The following is a 16,384-nucleotide window of genomic DNA, read 5'->3' on the forward strand; positions in this document are numbered from 1 at the left end:
CGCGACTCGTAACGTAACTGACCGGGCGGCTTACTTGGAAACCGTCCGTGCCTTCTTTTCTTCGATGCCGGAAATGCCCTCACGGCGGCGCATTTCGACCATGACATCGTCGATCGACAGACCGGCATGGACCAGCAGCACCATCATGTGGAACAGTACATCGGCGGATTCGCGCACGATATGCAGGCGATTGCCTTCCTTGCCCGCCATGATCAGCTCGGCCGTTTCCTCACCAATTTTCTTCAGGATCGAATCCGGCCCCTTGGCCAGGAGTTGGGCCGTGTAGGAGGAAGACGGATCGGCATTACGCCGGGAGGTCAGCGTTTCGGACAAGCGCTGCAACACTTCGTAGTCGATCATTTATAGATATCCTTGGGGTTCTTCAAGACAGGGTCTGCCGCCACCCAGGGCCCATTCTCCCCATCGAGCCGGTAGAAGAAGCAGCTCTCCCGTCCGGTATGACAGGCGATACCACCTTCCTGGGTAACGCTATAGAGAATCACATCACCGTCGCAATCGGTGCGGATGTCGCTGACCAGCTGCACATGACCCGATTCCTCGCCCTTGCGCCACAGGCGCCGGCGCGAACGGGACCAGTACACAGCCCGTCCGGTCGCCGCGGTTTCCAGCAGCGCCTCCCGGTTGGTCCAGGCGAACATCAGCACCCGACCCGAGGCGGCATCCTGGGCGATGACGGGCAGCAAGCCCTGCTCGTCCCAGACGAGGGCATCCAGCCAGGGCAGGTCGGCGTTGAGATCCTTGCTCATAGTCACGAGGCGCGGCATCTGGTCCAGGCTCAGAGCCGGACTTCGATACCCTGGTCGCGCATGTATTCCTTGGCCTGACGCACGGTGTACTCACCGAAATGGAAGATGGAGGCCGCCAGCACGGCATCGGCACGCCCCTGGGTGACACCATCAGCCAAGTGCTGCAGGTTGCCGACGCCACCGGAAGCGATAACCGGGATTTTGACCGCATCGGCCACGGCCCGGGTAAGACCCAGGTCAAATCCGTTCTTCGTGCCGTCCCGGTCCATGCTGGTGAGCAGAATCTCGCCGGCGCCCAATTCCTCGACACGGCGCGCCCAATCGATGGCGCTCATGCCCGTATCGTTACGCCCGCCGTGGGTGAACACGGACCAGCGGCCGGGAGCCACCTGCTTGGCGTCGATGGCCACGACGATGCACTGGGAGCCGACCTTGGCCGAGGCCTCGGCCACCAGATCCGGATTCTGCACAGCCGCGGTGTTCATCGACACCTTGTCGGCACCGGCGTTGAGCAGGCGGCGCACGTCCTCAACCTTGCGCACCCCGCCGCCCACGGTGAGCGGGATGAAGACCTGTTCGGCACAGGCTTCGATAATGTGCAGGATGATGTCGCGCTGGTCGGAACTGGCGGTGATGTCGAGAAAGGTCACCTCGTCGGCGCCCTGCTCGTCGTAGCGGCGGGCAATTTCGACAGGATCGCCGGCATCGCGCAAATCGACGAAATTGGTGCCTTTGACCACCCGCCCGGCGGTTACATCCAGGCAGGGAATGATGCGTTTAGCGAGCCCCATGGGGCACTCCGAAAGAAGCGATGCGCACCTCAGCGGCCCACGGTCGAGGCTGCATCGGCAGCCGCCTGGGCCGCCTGAAAGTCCAGGGAACCGTCGTAGATGGCCCGGCCCGCAATAGAACCGACGATGCCTTCGCCCTCGACGGCGCACAGAGCCTTGATGTCATCCAGACTGGACAGGCCGCCGGAGGCGATCACCGGAATACGCAGGGCCTGGGCCAGCTTGACGGTGGCGTCGATATTGACGCCGGAGAGCATGCCGTCGCGGCCGATATCGGTGTAGATCACCGACTCAACGCCGTAATCCTCGAATTTCTTGGCCAGATCGATGACGTCGTGGCCGGTCAGCTTGGACCAGCCGTCGGTAGCCACCTTGCCGTCCTTGGCATCGAGACCGACGATGATGTGGCCGGGAAAAGCGCCGCAGGCATCATGCAGGAAGCCCGGGTTCTTCACCGCGGCGGTACCGATGATGACATAGCTGATACCGCCATCCAGGTAACGCTCGATGGTATCCAGGTCGCGGATGCCGCCGCCCAGCTGCACGGGGATGTCGTCGCCGACTTCCTTGACGATGGCCTTGATGGCCTTTTCGTTGACCGGCTTGCCGGCGAAGGCACCGTTCAGGTCCACCAGGTGCAGGCGGCGGGCGCCCTTGTCCAGCCAATGGCGGGCCATGGCGGCAGGTTCTTCGGAGAAAACGGTGGCGTCTTCCATCACGCCCTGCTTGAGGCGTACGCACTGGCCGTCTTTTAGGTCAATGGCGGGAATGATCAGCATAGGTAGACGTCGGCAGAAACGGTGAAGCGATGAAGGAATGCCGGCCCCGCGAAATCCAGGGACCGGCAGCAGGAATCAGGGGCGCCAGGCGAGGAAATTGGCCAGCAATTGCAGCCCGTCCCGGGCGCTCTTTTCCGGGTGGAACTGGACCGCCACGATGTTATCCCGCGCTACCGCACAGGTAAAGGGGACGCCATAGTGAGCACGGCCGATGACCAAGGCCTCGTCGGCAGGTACCACGAAGTAGCTGTGCACGAAGTAGAAGCGCGCGTCCTGGGCGATGCCGGACCAGATCGGGTGCGCCGTTTGCGTCACTTCGTTCCAGCCCATGTGCGGAACCTTCAGGCGGCTGCCGTCGGCGGCCGCCATGGCCGCATCGGGAAAGCGCCGCACCTGGCCGGGCAGGATGCCCAGACCGGGCACATCGCCCTCTTCGCTGTGTTCAAAGAGCATCTGCTCGCCGATGCAGATGCCGAGAAAGGGCTTGCTCGCCGCGGCATCGATCACCGCCTGACGCAGGCCCCGGGCATCGAGCTCGGCCATGCAGTCGGGCATGGCGCCCTGGCCGGGAAAGACTACCCGCTCGGCCGCGGCGACCACGGCCGGATCGGCGGTCACCACCACGGAACGACCATCGGCAACGTGCTCCAGCGCCTTCGACACCGAGCGCAGGTTGCCCATGCCGTAGTCGATGACGGCGATCGTGCCAGCCGGCATTACAGCACTCCCTTGGTGGAAGGGGTCACCCCGGCCATGCGCGGATCGGGGCTGGCGGCCACGCGCAGGGCCCGGCCGAAGGCCTTGAAGATGGTCTCGGCCTGGTGGTGCGAGTTGTCGCCACGCAGATTGTCGATGTGCAGGGTCATGCCGGCGTGGTTGACCAGGCCCTGGAAGAATTCGCGGATCAGGTCCACGTCGAAACCGCCGATCATGGCGCGGGTGTAGGTCACGCCGTAGGTCAGGCCGGGGCGGCCGGACAGGTCGATGACCACGCGGGAGAGGGCCTCGTCCAGGGGGACGTAGGCATGGCCGTAGCGGGTCAGGCCCTTCTTGTCGCCCCAGGCCTTGGCCAGGGCCTGGCCCAGGGTGATGCCCACGTCTTCCACCGTATGGTGGGCGTCGATGTGCAGGTCACCCTTGGCCTCGATTTCCAGGTCGATCAGGCCGTGGCGGGCGATCTGGTCGAGCATGTGGTCGAAGAACCCCACGCCGGTGTTGAGCACGGACTTGCCCGTGCCGTCGAGATTGACCCGGACGGTGATCTGGGTTTCCAGGGTATTGCGCGTGACGTCGGCTTGCCGCATGGGAGTCATGAGAAAGGCTGGTGCGAGGAAAACTTGCCGAAATCGGCAAAAACGTAGGTGATGATACCATTTCAACCTTGTTTCTACTTTTTTCCGGCGGCCCTCCGCCGGGTCGCGGTGGTCCCCTGCATGAGCCAAACAAGCCGATTCTGGAGCGCCGTCACGCGCAGCCTGACGCCCTACGTTCCCGGTGAGCAGCCCAAGCTCGCCAACCTGGTGAAACTCAACACCAACGAAAACCCCTACCCGCCCTCCCCCAAGGCCCTGGCGGCCATCGGTGGCGAGAACGGGGCGGACGCGGCCCGGCTGCGCCTCTACCCGGACCCCAATGCTGACGCCCTGAAGTCAGCAGTGGCGCGCCACTTCGCTGCCCACGGCATCGCCGCCAACCAGGTGTTCGTCGGCAACGGATCGGACGAGGTGCTGGCCCACGCCTTCCTCGCCCTGCTCAAGCACGACCGGCCGATCCGCTTCCCGGACATCACCTACAGCTTCTACCCGGTGTACTGCGGTCTGTACGGCATCGAGTTCGAGAAAGTGCCTTTGGATGCAGAGTTCGCCCTCGACCCGGCGCCCTACCTGGCGCCGAACTGCGGCGGCATCATCTTCCCCAACCCCAACGCCCCCACCGGCCGGCTGCTGCCCCTGGAGGCGGTGGAACGCCTGGCTGCTGGCCAACCGGACTGCGTGGTGGTGGTGGACGAGGCCTACATCGACTTCAGCGGCGACAGCATCGCCACCATCCCCACCGCCATTGCTCTGGTGAATCGCCACCCCAACCTGCTGGTGGTGCAGACCCTGTCCAAGTCCCGCTCCCTGGCCGGGCTGCGGGTCGGCTTCGCGGTGGGTCACCCGGACCTAATCGAAGCCCTGGAGCGGGTCAAGAACAGCTTCAACTCCTATCCCCTGGACCGGCTGGCGATTGCCGGCGCGGTGGCCGCGATGGACGACAACACCCACTTCGACGCCACGCGCAAGGCAGTGATGGCCAGCCGGGACACCCTGAGCCGGGACCTGTCCGCCCTGGGCTTCGCGGTGGTGCCCTCCGCCGCCAACTTCGTCTTCGCCCGCCACCCGGGCCACGACGCCGGCGAACTGGCGCAGCAGTTGCGCGAGCGCAGCATCATCGTGCGCCACTTCAAGGCGCCGCGCATCGACCAGTACCTGCGCATCACCATCGGCACCGATACCGAGTGCCGGACCCTCATCCAGGCCCTGGCCGACATCCTCGGCTAGTCACCGGCCCGGGGCGGATGACCGTCCGCCCCTTCCTCCGCCCTTTCCTTTGCCCCCCCGTCCGCACGGATGCGCCCTGCACCGGACGGACGGTGTTGACGCCCGTCGCCACACTTCAACAAAGCTTATGTAACGCGTTGACTTAAAACCCAAGGTCCGCGCCAGTCGTGGGGTTTTTAGTAGCACCCACGTCAAAACATAAGAAAAACCAAAGTATTGATACGCTGCGGCGGGCTTCAGACAACGCCGAGCAGCCCGAGCAGCGCCCCTCCCGCGATCAGCCACAACGGGTGCAGTTTTGGCCAGCGCAGGCAGACCAGAATCGTCGCCAGCACCACAACGGCGCCCCCCAGCCCCAGGCCGGCGGACAGGCCGATCAAGGTGCCGCTGGCAAACACCAGCCCCACCGACAGGGGCCCCACCCCAGTCTGCACCGCCTGCTGCCAGGGGGCGCCGCGAAAACGCTCCCAGTGACGGAAGATGAAGTAGATCACCACGCTCATCGGCAGACACATGGCCACGGTGCTGACCACCGCCCCGGCCACACCGGCCACCTGCCAGCCGATCAGGGTCACCACCAGCACGTTGGGCCCGGGCGCCGCCTGGGCCACGGCGTAGAGGTGGGTGAAGGTGGCGTCGTTCATCCAGTGCTGCTGGTCCACCACCACCCGGTGGATTTCCGGCAGCAAGGCATTGGCCCCACCGAAGGACAGGAACGACAGCAGAGCAAAGTGCAGGAACAGTTGCAGGAGGATGCCGCTCATTTGTCCCCTCCTGGCACCAGGGTAGCCATGGCCCGGCGGACGCGCCGGTAGGCCACCACACTGCTGGCCGTCGCCAACACCACCATGACTACCACCAAGGGCAGGCGCAGCACGGCGATGGCGACAAAGGCGAGCACCGTGAAGGGCAGGTACACCCGCTTTTCCTTGAGGGCACCGAGCATGCGCACGCCCAGGGCCAGGATCAGCCCCACTCCCACGGCGGAAATACCGCGCAGCATGGCCTGGACCAGGTGCAGCTCGCCGTACAGGGAATAGAGCAAGCCGAGCAGCAGCACCACGGCAAACGGTCCAATCAACATGCCGAGCACGGAGACCACCGCTCCCAGGGCACCCTGGTAGCGGCTGCCGACGCATACCGCCAGGTTCACCACGTTGGGGCCGGGCAGGAACTGGCACAGGCCCAGTACCGAGTTGAACTCCTGGGGTGACAGCCAGCGCTGGCGCTCCACCAGCATGCGCCGGGCGAAGGGCAGCACACCGCCGAAGCCGGACAGACCAACCCTGGAAAAGCCCGAAAAAAGTGCCCCCAGAGTCACCTCGGGGGGCACAGCGTCGCTGGCGGCGCCAGGTGCCGGGGGACGGTTCTCGTCGGCCATCGCGCCTTCCGTCGCTCCGCCGTCAGTCCAGCCGGTATTCGGCGGACTTGGCGTGGGCGGGCAAGCCCTCGCCGCCGGCCAGGGTCGAAGCGATCCGCCCCAGGGTCTGGGCCCCGGCCCGGGAGACCTTGATCAGGCTGGTGCGCTTCTGGAAGTCGTAGACCCCCAGGGGCGAGGAGAAGCGGGCGCTACCCGAGGTGGGCAGCACGTGGTTGGGGCCGGCGCAGTAGTCGCCCAGAGATTCGGAGGTGTAGGGACCGATGAAGATGGCACCGGCGTGGTGCAGCTTGGCCACCCAGGGGTCGGCGTCCACCAGGGACAGTTCCAGGTGTTCCGGAGCCACCCGGTTGGCGATGGCACAGGCGTCGTCCATGTCGGCCACGGCAATCAGGGCGCCGCGGTTTTCCAGGGCGGTGCGGATCACCTCGGCCCGGGGCATGGTGGGCAGCAGCTTCTCGATGCTGGCGGCCACCTTGTCCAGGTAGGCGGCATCCGGCGAGATCAGGATCGACTGGGCCAGCTCGTCGTGCTCGGCCTGGGAGAACAGATCCATGGCCACCCAGTCCGGATCGGTGGAGCCATCGGCGATCACCAGGATCTCGGACGGGCCGGCCACCATGTCGATGCCGACGATGCCGAACACGCGACGCTTGGCGCAGGCCACGTAGGCGTTGCCCGGGCCGACGATCTTGTCCACCTGGGGCACGGAGGCGGTACCGAAGGCCAGGGCGGCCACGGCCTGGGCGCCGCCGATGGTGAACACCCGGTCCACCCCGGCCAGGGCGGCGGCGGCCAGCACCAGGGCGTTCTTCTCGCCGCCCGGGGTAGGCACCACCATGATCAGTTCCTTGACCCCGGCCACCTTGGCGGGGATCGCATTCATCAGCACCGACGACGGATAGGCGGCCTTGCCGCCGGGCACGTAGAGGCCCACCCGGTCGAGCGGCGTAACCATCTGGCCGAGCACCGTGCCGTCGGCCTCGGTGTAGGTCCAGCCGTCAGCCTTCTGCTTTTCGTGGAAGGTGCGGATGCGCGCCGCGGCGGTCTCCAGGGCGGCTCGGCGCTCGGCGGGCAGGCCGTCCAGGGCGGCCCGCAGCTCGGCCTGGGGCAGCTCCAGGGCGGCCATGCCGGCCACGGCCAAGCGGTCGAAGCGGTTGGTGTAGTCCACCACCGCCACATCGCCCCGGGCCTTCACATCGGCCAGGATCGCGGCCACGGTGGCCTCGATACCCTCGTCCTGGGCGGATTCGAAGGCCAGCAAAGCCTTCAGCCGGGCGTCGAAGTCGGCAGCACGGGAATCGAGTCGCTTGATGTTGACCATGGTCACTCCTTCACCGCACCGGCAATGGCCGCCAGAATCGGCTCCAGGGCCTCGCGCTTGAGTTTGAGGGCAGCCTGGTTGACCACCAGGCGCGACGAGATCGCCATGATCTCTTCCACGGCGACCAGGTTGTTGGCCTTGAGGGTGCCGCCGGAGGACACCAGGTCCACGATGGCATCGGCGAGGCCGGCCAGGGGCGCCAACTCCATGGAGCCGTAGAGCTTGATCAGGTCCACGTGGACGCCCTTGGCGGCGAAATGCTCCCGGGCCACCTTGAGGTATTTGGTTGCCACCTTGAGGCGGGCACCCTGACGCACGGCGTTGTCGTAGTCGAAGCCGGCGGGCACGGCCACCATCATGCGGCACTTGGCGATGTTCAGATCCAGGGGCTGGTACAGCCCGGCGCCACCGTGCTCGAACAGCACGTCCTTACCGGCCACGCCCAGATCGGCGGCACCGTACTGGACGTAGGTGGGTACATCGGAGGCGCGCACGATCACCACCCGGACGTTGTCCTGATTGGTGGGAATGATCAGCTTGCGCGAGGTTTCCGGGTCCTCCAGCGGGACGATACCGGCGGCGGCCAGCAGGGGCAGGGTTTCTTCGAAGATGCGGCCCTTGGACAGGGCGATGGTGATGGTGCTCACGGGCGGTCAACCAAAAGCGGGGGCGGAATCCGGTAGTTTATCAGGTTCCGCCCCCGCCCTCGGACACCGGGCAATTACAGCCCTGGCCGCTTTACAGGTAGCCCAGGTGGCGCGGCAGCCACAGGGCGATTTCCGGCACGAAGGTGACTAGGAACATGGTGCCGGCCATGGCCACCACCATCCACAACACCCAGGGAATGGTCGATTCCATAGATACCCCGGCCATGCGGCAGGTCACCATCAGGTTCACCCCCAGGGGCGGGTGGAACTGGCCCAGGGCCATGTTCATGGTGATGATGATGCCGAACCACACCAGGTCCCAGTGAAAGTGCTGGGCGATGGGAATGAGCAGGGGCAGGAAGATGAAGTAGATGGAGATGGCGTCGAGGAACATGCCGGCGATCAGCAGCAGCAGCTGGATCGCCAGCAGCATGCCGATTTCCGGCAGGTTGGCGCCGAGCAAGGCCGCCGCCAGGTGATCGAAGGTGCCCAGGGTGTTGCTCGCCCAGGCGAAGACGCTGGCCAGGGCCACCACGGTGAGGATCACCGAGGAAATCTCGGCGGACTCCACCAGCACCTCGTAGACGTCCTTCCAGGACAGCGAGCGGTAGATCACCATGCCCACCACCACACCATAGGCAACCGCCACCACCGCTGCTTCGGTCGGAGTGAAGAAGCCCGAGCGCATGCCGCCGAGGATGATCACAGGGGCGAGCAGGCCCCAGCCGGCCTCCTTGAGGCTCTGCCAGAAGGGCGGCCGGGGCTCGGCCGGGGCGGCCTCGAAGCCGTGGCGCACCGACAACCACCAGGCCACCAGGATCAGGGTCAGGCCGGAGAGGATGCCCGGGATCATGCCGGCGGCGAACAGGGCCGGCACCGAGGCCTGGGGCACCAGCAGGCTGTAGATGACGAAGGCGATCGACGGCGGGATCAGGATGTCGGTAGAACCGGCGGCAGCGATCACCCCGGCGGTGAACGAGCGCGGGTAGCCGGCCTTGAGCATGGACGGCAGCATCACCGCCCCCACCGCCGCCGAATCCGCCGGGCCGGAGCCGGAAATGCCCCCCAGGATCATCGCCACCAGGATGGCGACGATGGCCAGGCTGCCGCGCCGCTGGCCGACCACCGCCGAGGCGAAGCGGACGATGGTGGCGGCGACCCCGGCCTTTTCGAAGATCAGACCGGCGATGACGAATACCGGAATGGCCATCAGCGGGTACTTGGCGATGCCGGTATAGACGTTAGTGGGGATCGACATCACCCCCAACCCGGTGGCGGCCACCACGGCACCGCCGGCCACGCCCATGGCCACCGCCAGCGGCACGCCGGAAAACATCAGGATGGCAAACAAGCCGAACAGGAGCCAATCCATCAGTGCGCCTCCTGACCGGCCCGCAGGCTAGCGACAATGCGCTGCACCAGGCGCAGCACCACCAGGGCCGACAACAGCGGCAGCCAGACGGTGTACAGCCACTGGGGAATATCCAGGGACGGCGACGTCACCTCGAACTGGAAGTCGTCCCAGGCCATACGCGTACCGAGCACTGCCAGGGTGGCAAACGCCAGCAGGGAGGCAGCGTAAGCGAGCAGTCGGGACCAGTAGCGCACCGCCGGACCGCGCCGCTCGACGAAGAAAGCGATGGCGATGTGGTGATGCCGGACGAAGGCATGGGACGCACCGACCAGGGTCATGACCACCATCAGCCAGACCGAGATTTCCTCGGTGAAGGCAAACGAGATATCGGTGAAGTAGCGCACCACCACGTTGGCCAGGGTGATCAGGCAGAGCAGGCCCATGGTCAGGGCCATCAGGGCCCGTTCGACACGGTCGAGCAGGGGGAGAGGGGCGGACGGCCGCTCCCCCTCCCCGGGTGCCGCGGCAACCGGGGAGATGTGGGAGTCGGCCATGATTACTTCTTCTGCCCGGCAGCGATGGCGGCTTCGGCCTTCTTCACCAAAGGCTCGCCAATGGTCTTGCTCCACTTGGCATAGACCGGACGGGTGGCGGCAACGAACTGCTCACGCTCGGCCGCGGTCGGCACGGTGACGGTAACGCCGGAGGCCTCGATCTGCTTGACCAGGGACGAGTCGGCAGCAGTCAGGCCCTTGCGTGCCTTGTCCACGTTCTCGCGGCCGGCCTGCAGCGCGGCCTGGCGCACGGCCTCACGGTCGGCGGCGGACCAACTGGCCCAGACATCCTTGTTCACCACGAAGATCAGCGGGTCGGCCACGTAGTGCCACAGGGTCAGGTGTTTCTGGCCGACGGTGGGCAGCTTGGCGGCAACAAACACCGACAGGGGATTCTCCTGGCCGTCCACGGCACCGGAGGCCAGGGCCGGCTGGGCGTCGGCCCAACTCATCTGGGTCGGGTTGGCGCCCAGGGCGGAGAAGGTTTCGTTGTAGAGGGGGGAGCCCACCACGCGCAGCTTCATGCCCTTCAGGTCGGCCGGGGTGCGCACCGGACGCTTGGAATTGGACAGTTCTCGGAAGCCGTTTTCCCCCCAGGCAAGCGGCACCACCTGGTTCTTTTCCAGCACCTTGAACAGATCCTGGCCGACTTCGCCGTGGGTCAGGGCGTCAATGGCCCGGTAGTCGGGCAGCAGGAAGGGCAGGGAGAAAAGGTTGAGTTCCTTGACCTGGGGCGACCAGTTGATGGTCGAGCCCACGGCCAGGTCGATCACCCCCTGGCGGATGGCGGTGAATTCCCGGGTCTGGTCCCCGCCCACCAGGGAGGTGCCGGGGTAGAGCTTGATGTTGATGCGGCCCTGGGTCTTTTCCTTGACCAGTTCGGCCCAGCGCTCGCCGGCCTGCCCCCAGGGGAAGGCGGTACCGAGCACGGTGGACAGCCGGTATTCGGCCCGGTAGGACTGGGCCTGGGCGTGCGACACAACGCCGCCGAGCAACATCCCGACTGCCGCCAGAGCGGCAAACAATGCCTTGGGTTTACGCATGACTCCTCCACAATTCTTGGAATTTTCTCGGTTGGCTCGCCCCGCAAAATGACAGGGACGAGCGCCGGATTATGGGAGTGATGCGCGCGCGGAGCAATACGCCGGCGTGGGCCAATACCACGCCGGCAAAGGCTTAGGAGATCAAGGGATGCGGCGGACCCGGGCGCCCAGCCTGGACAGTTTTTCCTCGATACGCTCGTAACCGCGGTCCAGGTGATAGATACGCTCGATGATCGTCTCGCCCTGGGCGGCCAGGCCGGCGATGACCAGAGAGGCCGAGGCGCGCAAGTCGGTGGCCATCACCGTGGCCCCCTGCAGGGCCGGCACGCCGGTGACCACGGCGGTGTTGCCGTCGATGCGGATGTCGGCCCCCAGGCGCATCAGCTCCACGGCGTGCATGAAGCGATTCTCGAAGATCGTCTCGCGGATCACCGCCGCCCCGTCGGCAACGCAGTTGAGTGCCATGAACTGGGCCTGCATGTCGGTGGGAAAGGCCGGGTACGGCGCAGTACGCAGGCTCACCGCCTTGAGGCGCTGGGGGGCCTTGAGGCGGATCGCGTCGCGCTCACAGGTGATATCGCAGCCGGCATCGAGGAGTTTATCCACCACCACGTCCAGGTAGGAGGCGGAGGTGCGGGTCAGCCGCACCTCGCCACCGGTGGCCGCAGCGGCGCACAGGTAGGTGCCGGTTTCGATGCGGTCGGGCATGATCGAATGGGTGGCCCCATGCAAGCGCTCGACACCCTGGATGCGAATCACGTCGGTGCCGGCGCCGGAAATGCGCGCGCCCATGCTGATCAGGCAACTGGCCAGGTCCACCACCTCGGGTTCCCGGGCAGCGTTCTCGATCACCGTCTCGCCCTCGGCCAGGCAGGCAGCCATCATCAGGTTCTCGGTCCCAGTCACGGTGACCATGTCGGTGCAGATGCGGGCGCCCTTGAGACGGCCGCTGGCAGAGGTGACCTTGGCGTGCACGTAGCCCTGCTCGACGCGGATTTCGGCCCCCATGGCCTGCAGGCCCTTGATGTGCTGGTCCACCGGCCGGGCGCCGATGGCGCAACCGCCGGGCAGGGAGACCTTGGCTTCGCCGTGGCGGGCCACCAGGGGGCCGAGCACCAGCACTGAAGCGCGCATGGTCTTGACCATCTCGTAGGGCGCCACCGGATTGTTCAGGCCGGCGCCTTCGAGCACCACCCCATCCACGCCGTCCAGGGTCACGCCGACACCCATCTGGGCCAGCAGGCGCAGCATGGTGGCCACGTCCTTGAGGTGCGGCAGGTTGGTCAGGGTGAGCGGATCAGCGCTGAGCAGGCCGGCGCAGAGAATGGGCAGGGCAGCGTTCTTGGCCCCGGAAATGGCAACTTCGCCGGCCAGGGGCAGGCCGCCTTCGATGGCGAGCTTATCCACGTTGCGCCTCCCACTCGTCCGGGGTCAAGGTCTTCAGCGCCAGCGCGTGAACCAGGTCGTCGTGCATGGTGGCGCCCAGAGTCTGGTACACCAACTGGTGCTGACGCACCCGGGACAGGCCCTTGAAGGCGTCGCTGACGATGAGCGCCTGGAAATGGCGGCCGTCGCCATCAACTGCCAGGTGCTGGCAGGGGAGTCCGGCCTTGAGGGCCGCTTCCAGGTCTTCGATTCTTACCATGGTTAAGCTCGCAGTTTGTAGCCGCGCTTGAGCAGCGCGAGAGTGAAAGCGGCGGTGGCGAGAAAGCCTCCCAGTACCACCGCCAGCGACAGCCCCGGGGCCACGTCGGACACGCCGAAGAAGCCGTAGCGGAAGCCGTCAATCATGTAAAACACCGGATTGAAGCGGGACACCCCCTGCCAGAACGACGGCAGGGAATGGATCGAGTAGAACACGCCCGAAAGCATGGTCAGCGGCATCACCAGAAAGTTCTGGAAGGCCGCCAACTGGTCGAACTTGTCCGCCCACATGCCGGCGATCAGGCCCAGGGCGCCCATCAGAGCGCCACCCAGCAAGGCGAAGGCCAGCACCCAGCCCGGTGCGGCAAGGCCGAAACCGGCATCGGGCAAGGACAGGGCCACCAGCCCGCCGGTGACGACCAGCACCCCCGCACCGACCACCAAGCCACGCACGGCGGCAGCCAGGACGAAGGCAGCAAAGAAGTCCAGGTAGGAGAGCGGCGGCAGCAGGACGAAGACGATGCTGCCGGTGACCTTGGACTGGATCAGGGAGGATGAGGCATTGGCAAAGGCGTTCTGCAGCACCGACATCATCGCCAGGCCGGGGATGAGAAACGCCACGTAACGCACCCCATGGACCGCCACATGGCCATCGAGGACGTGGGCGAAGATGAGCAGGTACAACAGGGCGGTCAGCACCGGCGCTGCCACAGTCTGGAAGCCGACCTTCCAGAAGCGCAGCATTTCCTTCTTGAACAGGGTCTGAAAGCCGAGCCAGCGATCCGGCGTTTCCGCCTGGGCTCCGCGCAACTCACGGGGGTCAGCCATGACCGCCCTCCCGCAGCAGATTGACGAACACTTCTTCGAGATCCGGAGGGAAGACGCGCAGGTCCTCGACGATGCAGCCGGACTCGCGCAGCCGGCTCAAGGTCGGCTCCAGGTCGGCGGCGCCGCTCAGGGGCAGGCGCAGGCTGCGTCCGTCATCCTCGAAACGGGCCCGGGCAGCCAGCTCCCCAGACAGCGGGCGCGGATCGGCCAGGCGCACCCACAGGGCGTGGCCGGAAAAACGCGCCAGCAGGTTGGCGGTGGTATCCAGGGCCACTACCCGGCCCTGCTTCATCATGGCAATGCGCCCGCACAGCGCCTCGGCCTCTTCCAGGTAATGGGTAGTGAGGATGATGGTGTGTCCCTGGCCGTTGAGCTTGCGCACAAAGGTCCACAGCCCCTGGCGCAACTCCACATCGACCCCGGCGGTAGGCTCGTCGAGGACGATCACCGGCGGTTTATGCACCAGGGCCTGGGCCACCAGCACCCGGCGCTTCATGCCCCCGGACAGGCGGCGCATGTTGGTGTTGGCCTTGTCGGTCAGGTCCAGGGCCGCCAGGATCTCGTCGATCCAATCGTCGTTACGGGTCAGACCGAAGTAGCCGGACTGGAAGCGCAGGGTTTCGCGCACAGTAAAGAACGGGTCGAAGACCAGCTCTTGTGGAACCACGCCCAGCAGGCGGCGCGCCGCGCGGTAATCGTCGACCACGTCGCGGCCGAGCACCGACAAACGCCCCGAATCGGGACGGGCCAAACCGGCCAGACAGGAAATCAGTGTGGTTTTGCCGGCGCCGTTGGGGCCGAGCAAGCCGAAGAACTCGCCCTCTTCGATCGCCAGGCTGACGCCGTCCAGGGCCGTCAGGGCACCAAAGCGCTTGACCACTCGATCGATGGAAACGGCAATGGCCATGGAACTACGCGCTGAAAAGGGCAAGGACAGGAAAGGTGGAAAAGCGTCAGGCCGACGCTGCGGGGACCAAGCCGAGCAAGTCGTCCAGGTCATAGAGCGCGGCCAAGGCGACCAGGGACGCAGGCGCCCCGACCACAGCCAGGGGCCGCCCCAGCTCCCGGGCCCACTCCAGCAGCACCGCAAGCCCCGACGAATCGACTTCGGCCACCGCGCTCAGATCGACGCCGCCGCTGGCCTGGGCCAGTTGGGACATCCCTCCTTGCAGCAGGGAGGCAGCCGTGGCCATGGTCATGGCGCCGGCCACGTGCAGGCGACCATCCGCCAGGGTGATCATTTCTTGTCCGCCACCTTGGTGTCCGAGGCCTTGTTCTTGGCCTGAAGCGACTTGATCAGGCCGTCCACCCCGCCGGAACGTACCTCCTGGGCAAAGGTGTCGCGGTAGTTGGTGACCAGGGACACCCCGGCGACCACCACATCGAACACCTTCCAACCGTCATCCAACTTTTCCAGGTTGTAGTCGATCTGCACCGGCTTGCCGCCCGGCTGGTTGACCTGGGTGCGCACCAGCACCTCGGTATCCGCCGGCTGCATCTTGAGCGGTTTGTAATCGATGGTCTGATTCTTGTAAGCAGTCAGGGCGTTGGAGTAGGTGCGCACCAGCAGGGTGCGGAATTCCACGACCAACACCTTCTTCTGGTCCGGGTTCGCCTTGTTCCAATCGCGCCCCATGGCCAGGGCGGTCATGTGGTTGAAATTGAAGTGGGGCAAAACCTTGGCATCGACCAGGGCGATGGCCTTCTGGGTGTTGCCGCTCTGGATGTCCTTGTCGTTGCGGACGATGTGCAGCACTTCCTCGGTGACACGCTTCACCAGGACATCGGGAGCATCGTCATTGGCCTGGGCCGGAACCGCGCAGCAGAGAGCCAGGAGGGGCAAGGCAAGGGAGAGAAGTCGTTTCATCATCGCGTTTTCGTCTTGGCTAGGTCAAAAAGCCGCGCGGGACTGGCGTCCCGCGGCGGTATCTTTCAGGCTGGCTGGCAGCACGGATCAGTCGTCATCCTTGGGGCGGGGCGGATTGCCGTCGTACACCAGGTTGCGGCGGCGCTGCAGGTAGGCGTCGCGCAGATAGCTGTACTTGTCCAGGGCGGCCTCCTCGATCACCTTCTCGGCCGGTAGCAGCTGGGCCCGGGTGTTCACCAGTCGGGTCCCCCACAGGGAGTTACGCACCGCCACCTGGTGGGGATAGTAGGCCAGAGGGTCGGTCAGCAGGTCCACCACGAAGCCACCAGTATCGCGCACATCACGGGGCCCGGCGATAGGCAGGACCACGTAGGGGCCGGTTTCCAGACCCCAGCGCCCCAGGGACTGGCCAAAGTCTTCCTCGTGCTTCTCCAGGCCGATCGGCGTCGCCACGTCGAACACGCCGAGGATACCGACCGTGGAGTTGATCAGCAGACGGCCCAAATCGCTCGCCGCATCCGCCGGCTTGCCCTGGATCAGATTGTTCACCCCGATCATCAGGTCGGCGATGTTATCGAAGAAATTGGTCACCCCGGTTTTCACCGGCGTGGGCAGCACATAGTCGTAGCCTTGGGCAACGGGTTTCAGGGCGTACTTGTCGACCCCTTCGTTGAAGGCAAAAACCGCCCGGTTCTGGCTTTCCCACGGATCCCGGGGGTTTTCCCCGGTGGTGGCGCAACCGGACAGGACCAAGCCTGCCAGCAGGCCGGTAGCAACGAGTTTGCAGATGGATTTCACGGCATTCCCTGAGTAGTCGTGATAATTCAAAGCGTTTCGCCGCGGCGCGGCGACGCAACATTCGCTTGGG

Annotated in this window: 21 protein-coding genes; 1 reads left to right on the forward strand and 20 read right to left on the reverse strand. The window is 65.7% G+C overall.

The window, feature by feature from the left end:
• Nucleotides 1–30 precede the first annotated feature (30 nt).
• From OTERR_RS12385 to hisB, 6 genes are all read right to left on the reverse strand, one after another.
• Complete coding sequence (locus OTERR_RS12385) at nucleotides 31–360, reverse strand: phosphoribosyl-ATP diphosphatase (RefSeq protein ID WP_054621304.1); 330 nt, start codon at nucleotides 358–360, stop codon at nucleotides 31–33.
• Nucleotides 357–767: a phosphoribosyl-AMP cyclohydrolase gene (gene hisI, locus OTERR_RS12390; protein WP_054621305.1), complete on the reverse strand. Its 411-nt coding sequence runs from the start codon at nucleotides 765–767 to the stop codon at nucleotides 357–359. The genes OTERR_RS12385 and hisI overlap by 4 nt, the downstream gene beginning before the upstream one ends.
• A 29-nt stretch (nucleotides 768–796) precedes the next feature.
• Complete coding sequence (gene hisF / locus OTERR_RS12395) at nucleotides 797–1,558, reverse strand: imidazole glycerol phosphate synthase subunit HisF (protein WP_054621306.1); 762 nt, start codon at nucleotides 1,556–1,558, stop codon at nucleotides 797–799.
• A 29-nt stretch (nucleotides 1,559–1,587) separates the two neighbouring features.
• Nucleotides 1,588–2,337 carry a 1-(5-phosphoribosyl)-5-[(5-phosphoribosylamino)methylideneamino]imidazole-4-carboxamide isomerase gene (hisA, locus tag OTERR_RS12400; protein ID WP_054621307.1) on the reverse strand — a complete coding sequence of 250 codons (750 nt, stop codon included), beginning with the start codon at nucleotides 2,335–2,337 and terminating at the stop codon, nucleotides 1,588–1,590.
• A 75-nt stretch (nucleotides 2,338–2,412) separates the two neighbouring features.
• Nucleotides 2,413–3,054, reverse strand: coding sequence for an imidazole glycerol phosphate synthase subunit HisH (gene hisH, locus OTERR_RS12405; protein ID WP_149425952.1), 642 nt, complete (start codon nucleotides 3,052–3,054; stop codon nucleotides 2,413–2,415).
• Nucleotides 3,054–3,641 carry an imidazoleglycerol-phosphate dehydratase HisB gene (hisB, locus tag OTERR_RS12410; RefSeq protein WP_054621309.1) on the reverse strand — a complete coding sequence of 196 codons (588 nt, stop codon included), beginning with the start codon at nucleotides 3,639–3,641 and terminating at the stop codon, nucleotides 3,054–3,056. The genes hisH and hisB overlap by 1 nt, the downstream gene beginning before the upstream one ends.
• A gap of 129 nt (nucleotides 3,642–3,770) precedes the next feature.
• On the opposite strand from hisB, the gene hisC reads away from it, so the two are divergent.
• Nucleotides 3,771–4,877, forward strand: coding sequence for a histidinol-phosphate transaminase (hisC, locus tag OTERR_RS12415; protein ID WP_149425953.1), 1,107 nt, complete (start codon nucleotides 3,771–3,773; stop codon nucleotides 4,875–4,877).
• Between the two features lie 236 nt (nucleotides 4,878–5,113).
• On the opposite strand, the gene OTERR_RS12420 is transcribed toward hisC, so the two are convergent.
• The 14 genes from OTERR_RS12420 to OTERR_RS12485 form a co-directional block, all read right to left on the reverse strand.
• Nucleotides 5,114–5,641 (reverse strand): chromate transporter, encoded by a 528-nt coding sequence (locus OTERR_RS12420; protein WP_149425954.1) that lies wholly within the window; start codon nucleotides 5,639–5,641, stop codon nucleotides 5,114–5,116.
• A complete protein-coding gene (locus OTERR_RS12425) occupies nucleotides 5,638–6,258 on the reverse strand; it encodes a chromate transporter (protein WP_149425955.1) in 621 nt (206 codons plus the stop codon). Before OTERR_RS12425 ends, OTERR_RS12420 begins: the two co-directional genes overlap by 4 nt.
• A 22-nt stretch (nucleotides 6,259–6,280) precedes the next feature.
• The gene (gene hisD / locus OTERR_RS12430) at nucleotides 6,281–7,585 is read right to left on the reverse strand and encodes a histidinol dehydrogenase (protein ID WP_223115947.1); all 1,305 of its coding nucleotides are present in this window, start codon (nucleotides 7,583–7,585) and stop codon (nucleotides 6,281–6,283) included.
• Nucleotides 7,582–8,226, reverse strand: coding sequence for an ATP phosphoribosyltransferase (hisG, locus tag OTERR_RS12435; protein WP_054621313.1), 645 nt, complete (start codon nucleotides 8,224–8,226; stop codon nucleotides 7,582–7,584). Before hisG ends, hisD begins: the two co-directional genes overlap by 4 nt.
• Nucleotides 8,227–8,317: 91 nt before the next feature.
• A complete protein-coding gene (locus OTERR_RS12440; RefSeq protein WP_054621314.1) occupies nucleotides 8,318–9,598 on the reverse strand; it encodes a TRAP transporter large permease in 1,281 nt (426 codons plus the stop codon).
• The gene (locus tag OTERR_RS12445; protein ID WP_082396961.1) at nucleotides 9,598–10,134 is read right to left on the reverse strand and encodes a TRAP transporter small permease; all 537 of its coding nucleotides are present in this window, start codon (nucleotides 10,132–10,134) and stop codon (nucleotides 9,598–9,600) included. Before OTERR_RS12445 ends, OTERR_RS12440 begins: the two co-directional genes overlap by 1 nt.
• A gap of 2 nt (nucleotides 10,135–10,136) precedes the next feature.
• Nucleotides 10,137–11,177: a DctP family TRAP transporter solute-binding subunit gene (locus tag OTERR_RS12450; RefSeq protein ID WP_054621315.1), complete on the reverse strand. Its 1,041-nt coding sequence runs from the start codon at nucleotides 11,175–11,177 to the stop codon at nucleotides 10,137–10,139.
• 141 nt (nucleotides 11,178–11,318) lie between these two features.
• Nucleotides 11,319–12,584 carry a UDP-N-acetylglucosamine 1-carboxyvinyltransferase gene (gene murA / locus OTERR_RS12455; RefSeq protein ID WP_149425957.1) on the reverse strand — a complete coding sequence of 422 codons (1,266 nt, stop codon included), beginning with the start codon at nucleotides 12,582–12,584 and terminating at the stop codon, nucleotides 11,319–11,321.
• On the reverse strand, nucleotides 12,577–12,822 hold the full coding sequence (locus OTERR_RS12460) for a BolA family protein (RefSeq protein ID WP_054621317.1): 246 nt from the start codon (nucleotides 12,820–12,822) through the stop codon (nucleotides 12,577–12,579). Before OTERR_RS12460 ends, murA begins: the two co-directional genes overlap by 8 nt.
• A 2-nt stretch (nucleotides 12,823–12,824) precedes the next feature.
• Entirely contained in the window at nucleotides 12,825–13,649 is an 825-nt protein-coding gene (locus OTERR_RS12465; protein WP_054621318.1) for an ABC transporter permease, read from the reverse strand.
• Nucleotides 13,642–14,556: an ABC transporter ATP-binding protein gene (locus OTERR_RS12470; RefSeq protein WP_149425958.1), complete on the reverse strand. Its 915-nt coding sequence runs from the start codon at nucleotides 14,554–14,556 to the stop codon at nucleotides 13,642–13,644. The genes OTERR_RS12465 and OTERR_RS12470 overlap by 8 nt, the downstream gene beginning before the upstream one ends.
• Nucleotides 14,557–14,602: 46 nt before the next feature.
• Nucleotides 14,603–14,890 (reverse strand): STAS domain-containing protein, encoded by a 288-nt coding sequence (locus OTERR_RS12475; protein ID WP_149425959.1) that lies wholly within the window; start codon nucleotides 14,888–14,890, stop codon nucleotides 14,603–14,605.
• The gene (locus OTERR_RS12480; protein WP_425466040.1) at nucleotides 14,887–15,516 is read right to left on the reverse strand and encodes an MlaC/ttg2D family ABC transporter substrate-binding protein; all 630 of its coding nucleotides are present in this window, start codon (nucleotides 15,514–15,516) and stop codon (nucleotides 14,887–14,889) included. Before OTERR_RS12480 ends, OTERR_RS12475 begins: the two co-directional genes overlap by 4 nt.
• Before the next feature lie 87 nt (nucleotides 15,517–15,603).
• Entirely contained in the window at nucleotides 15,604–16,314 is a 711-nt protein-coding gene (locus tag OTERR_RS12485) for an MlaA family lipoprotein (protein WP_054621322.1), read from the reverse strand.
• Nucleotides 16,315–16,384 lie beyond the last annotated feature (70 nt).

The sequence above is a fragment of the Oryzomicrobium terrae genome (assembly GCF_008274805.1).
Lineage (GTDB): Bacteria > Pseudomonadota > Gammaproteobacteria > Burkholderiales > Rhodocyclaceae > Oryzomicrobium > Oryzomicrobium terrae.

What these genes read in the sequence shown, in the direction of transcription:
- OTERR_RS12385 (WP_054621304.1), bottom strand. Translation starts at nt 360, where the DNA reads ATGATCGACTACGAAGTGTTGCAGCGCTTGTCCGAAACGCTGACCTCC.
- hisI (WP_054621305.1), bottom strand. Translation starts at nt 767, where the DNA reads ATGAGCAAGGATCTCAACGCCGACCTGCCCTGGCTGGATGCCCTCGTC.
- hisF (WP_054621306.1), bottom strand. Translation starts at nt 1,558, where the DNA reads ATGGGGCTCGCTAAACGCATCATTCCCTGCCTGGATGTAACCGCCGGG.
- hisA (WP_054621307.1), bottom strand. Translation starts at nt 2,337, where the DNA reads ATGCTGATCATTCCCGCCATTGACCTAAAAGACGGCCAGTGCGTACGC.
- hisH (WP_149425952.1), bottom strand. Translation starts at nt 3,054, where the DNA reads ATGCCGGCTGGCACGATCGCCGTCATCGACTACGGCATGGGCAACCTG.
- hisB (WP_054621309.1), bottom strand. Translation starts at nt 3,641, where the DNA reads ATGCGGCAAGCCGACGTCACGCGCAATACCCTGGAAACCCAGATCACC.
- hisC (WP_149425953.1), top strand. Translation starts at nt 3,771, where the DNA reads ATGAGCCAAACAAGCCGATTCTGGAGCGCCGTCACGCGCAGCCTGACG.
- OTERR_RS12420 (WP_149425954.1), bottom strand. Translation starts at nt 5,641, where the DNA reads ATGAGCGGCATCCTCCTGCAACTGTTCCTGCACTTTGCTCTGCTGTCG.
- OTERR_RS12425 (WP_149425955.1), bottom strand. Translation starts at nt 6,258, where the DNA reads ATGGCCGACGAGAACCGTCCCCCGGCACCTGGCGCCGCCAGCGACGCT.
- OTERR_RS12440 (WP_054621314.1), bottom strand. Translation starts at nt 9,598, where the DNA reads ATGGATTGGCTCCTGTTCGGCTTGTTTGCCATCCTGATGTTTTCCGGC.
- OTERR_RS12445 (WP_082396961.1), bottom strand. Translation starts at nt 10,134, where the DNA reads ATGGCCGACTCCCACATCTCCCCGGTTGCCGCGGCACCCGGGGAGGGG.
- OTERR_RS12450 (WP_054621315.1), bottom strand. Translation starts at nt 11,177, where the DNA reads ATGCGTAAACCCAAGGCATTGTTTGCCGCTCTGGCGGCAGTCGGGATG.
- OTERR_RS12460 (WP_054621317.1), bottom strand. Translation starts at nt 12,822, where the DNA reads ATGGTAAGAATCGAAGACCTGGAAGCGGCCCTCAAGGCCGGACTCCCC.
- OTERR_RS12465 (WP_054621318.1), bottom strand. Translation starts at nt 13,649, where the DNA reads ATGGCTGACCCCCGTGAGTTGCGCGGAGCCCAGGCGGAAACGCCGGAT.
- OTERR_RS12470 (WP_149425958.1), bottom strand. Translation starts at nt 14,556, where the DNA reads ATGGCCATTGCCGTTTCCATCGATCGAGTGGTCAAGCGCTTTGGTGCC.
- OTERR_RS12475 (WP_149425959.1), bottom strand. Translation starts at nt 14,890, where the DNA reads ATGATCACCCTGGCGGATGGTCGCCTGCACGTGGCCGGCGCCATGACC.
- OTERR_RS12480 (WP_425466040.1), bottom strand. Translation starts at nt 15,516, where the DNA reads ATGAAACGACTTCTCTCCCTTGCCTTGCCCCTCCTGGCTCTCTGCTGC.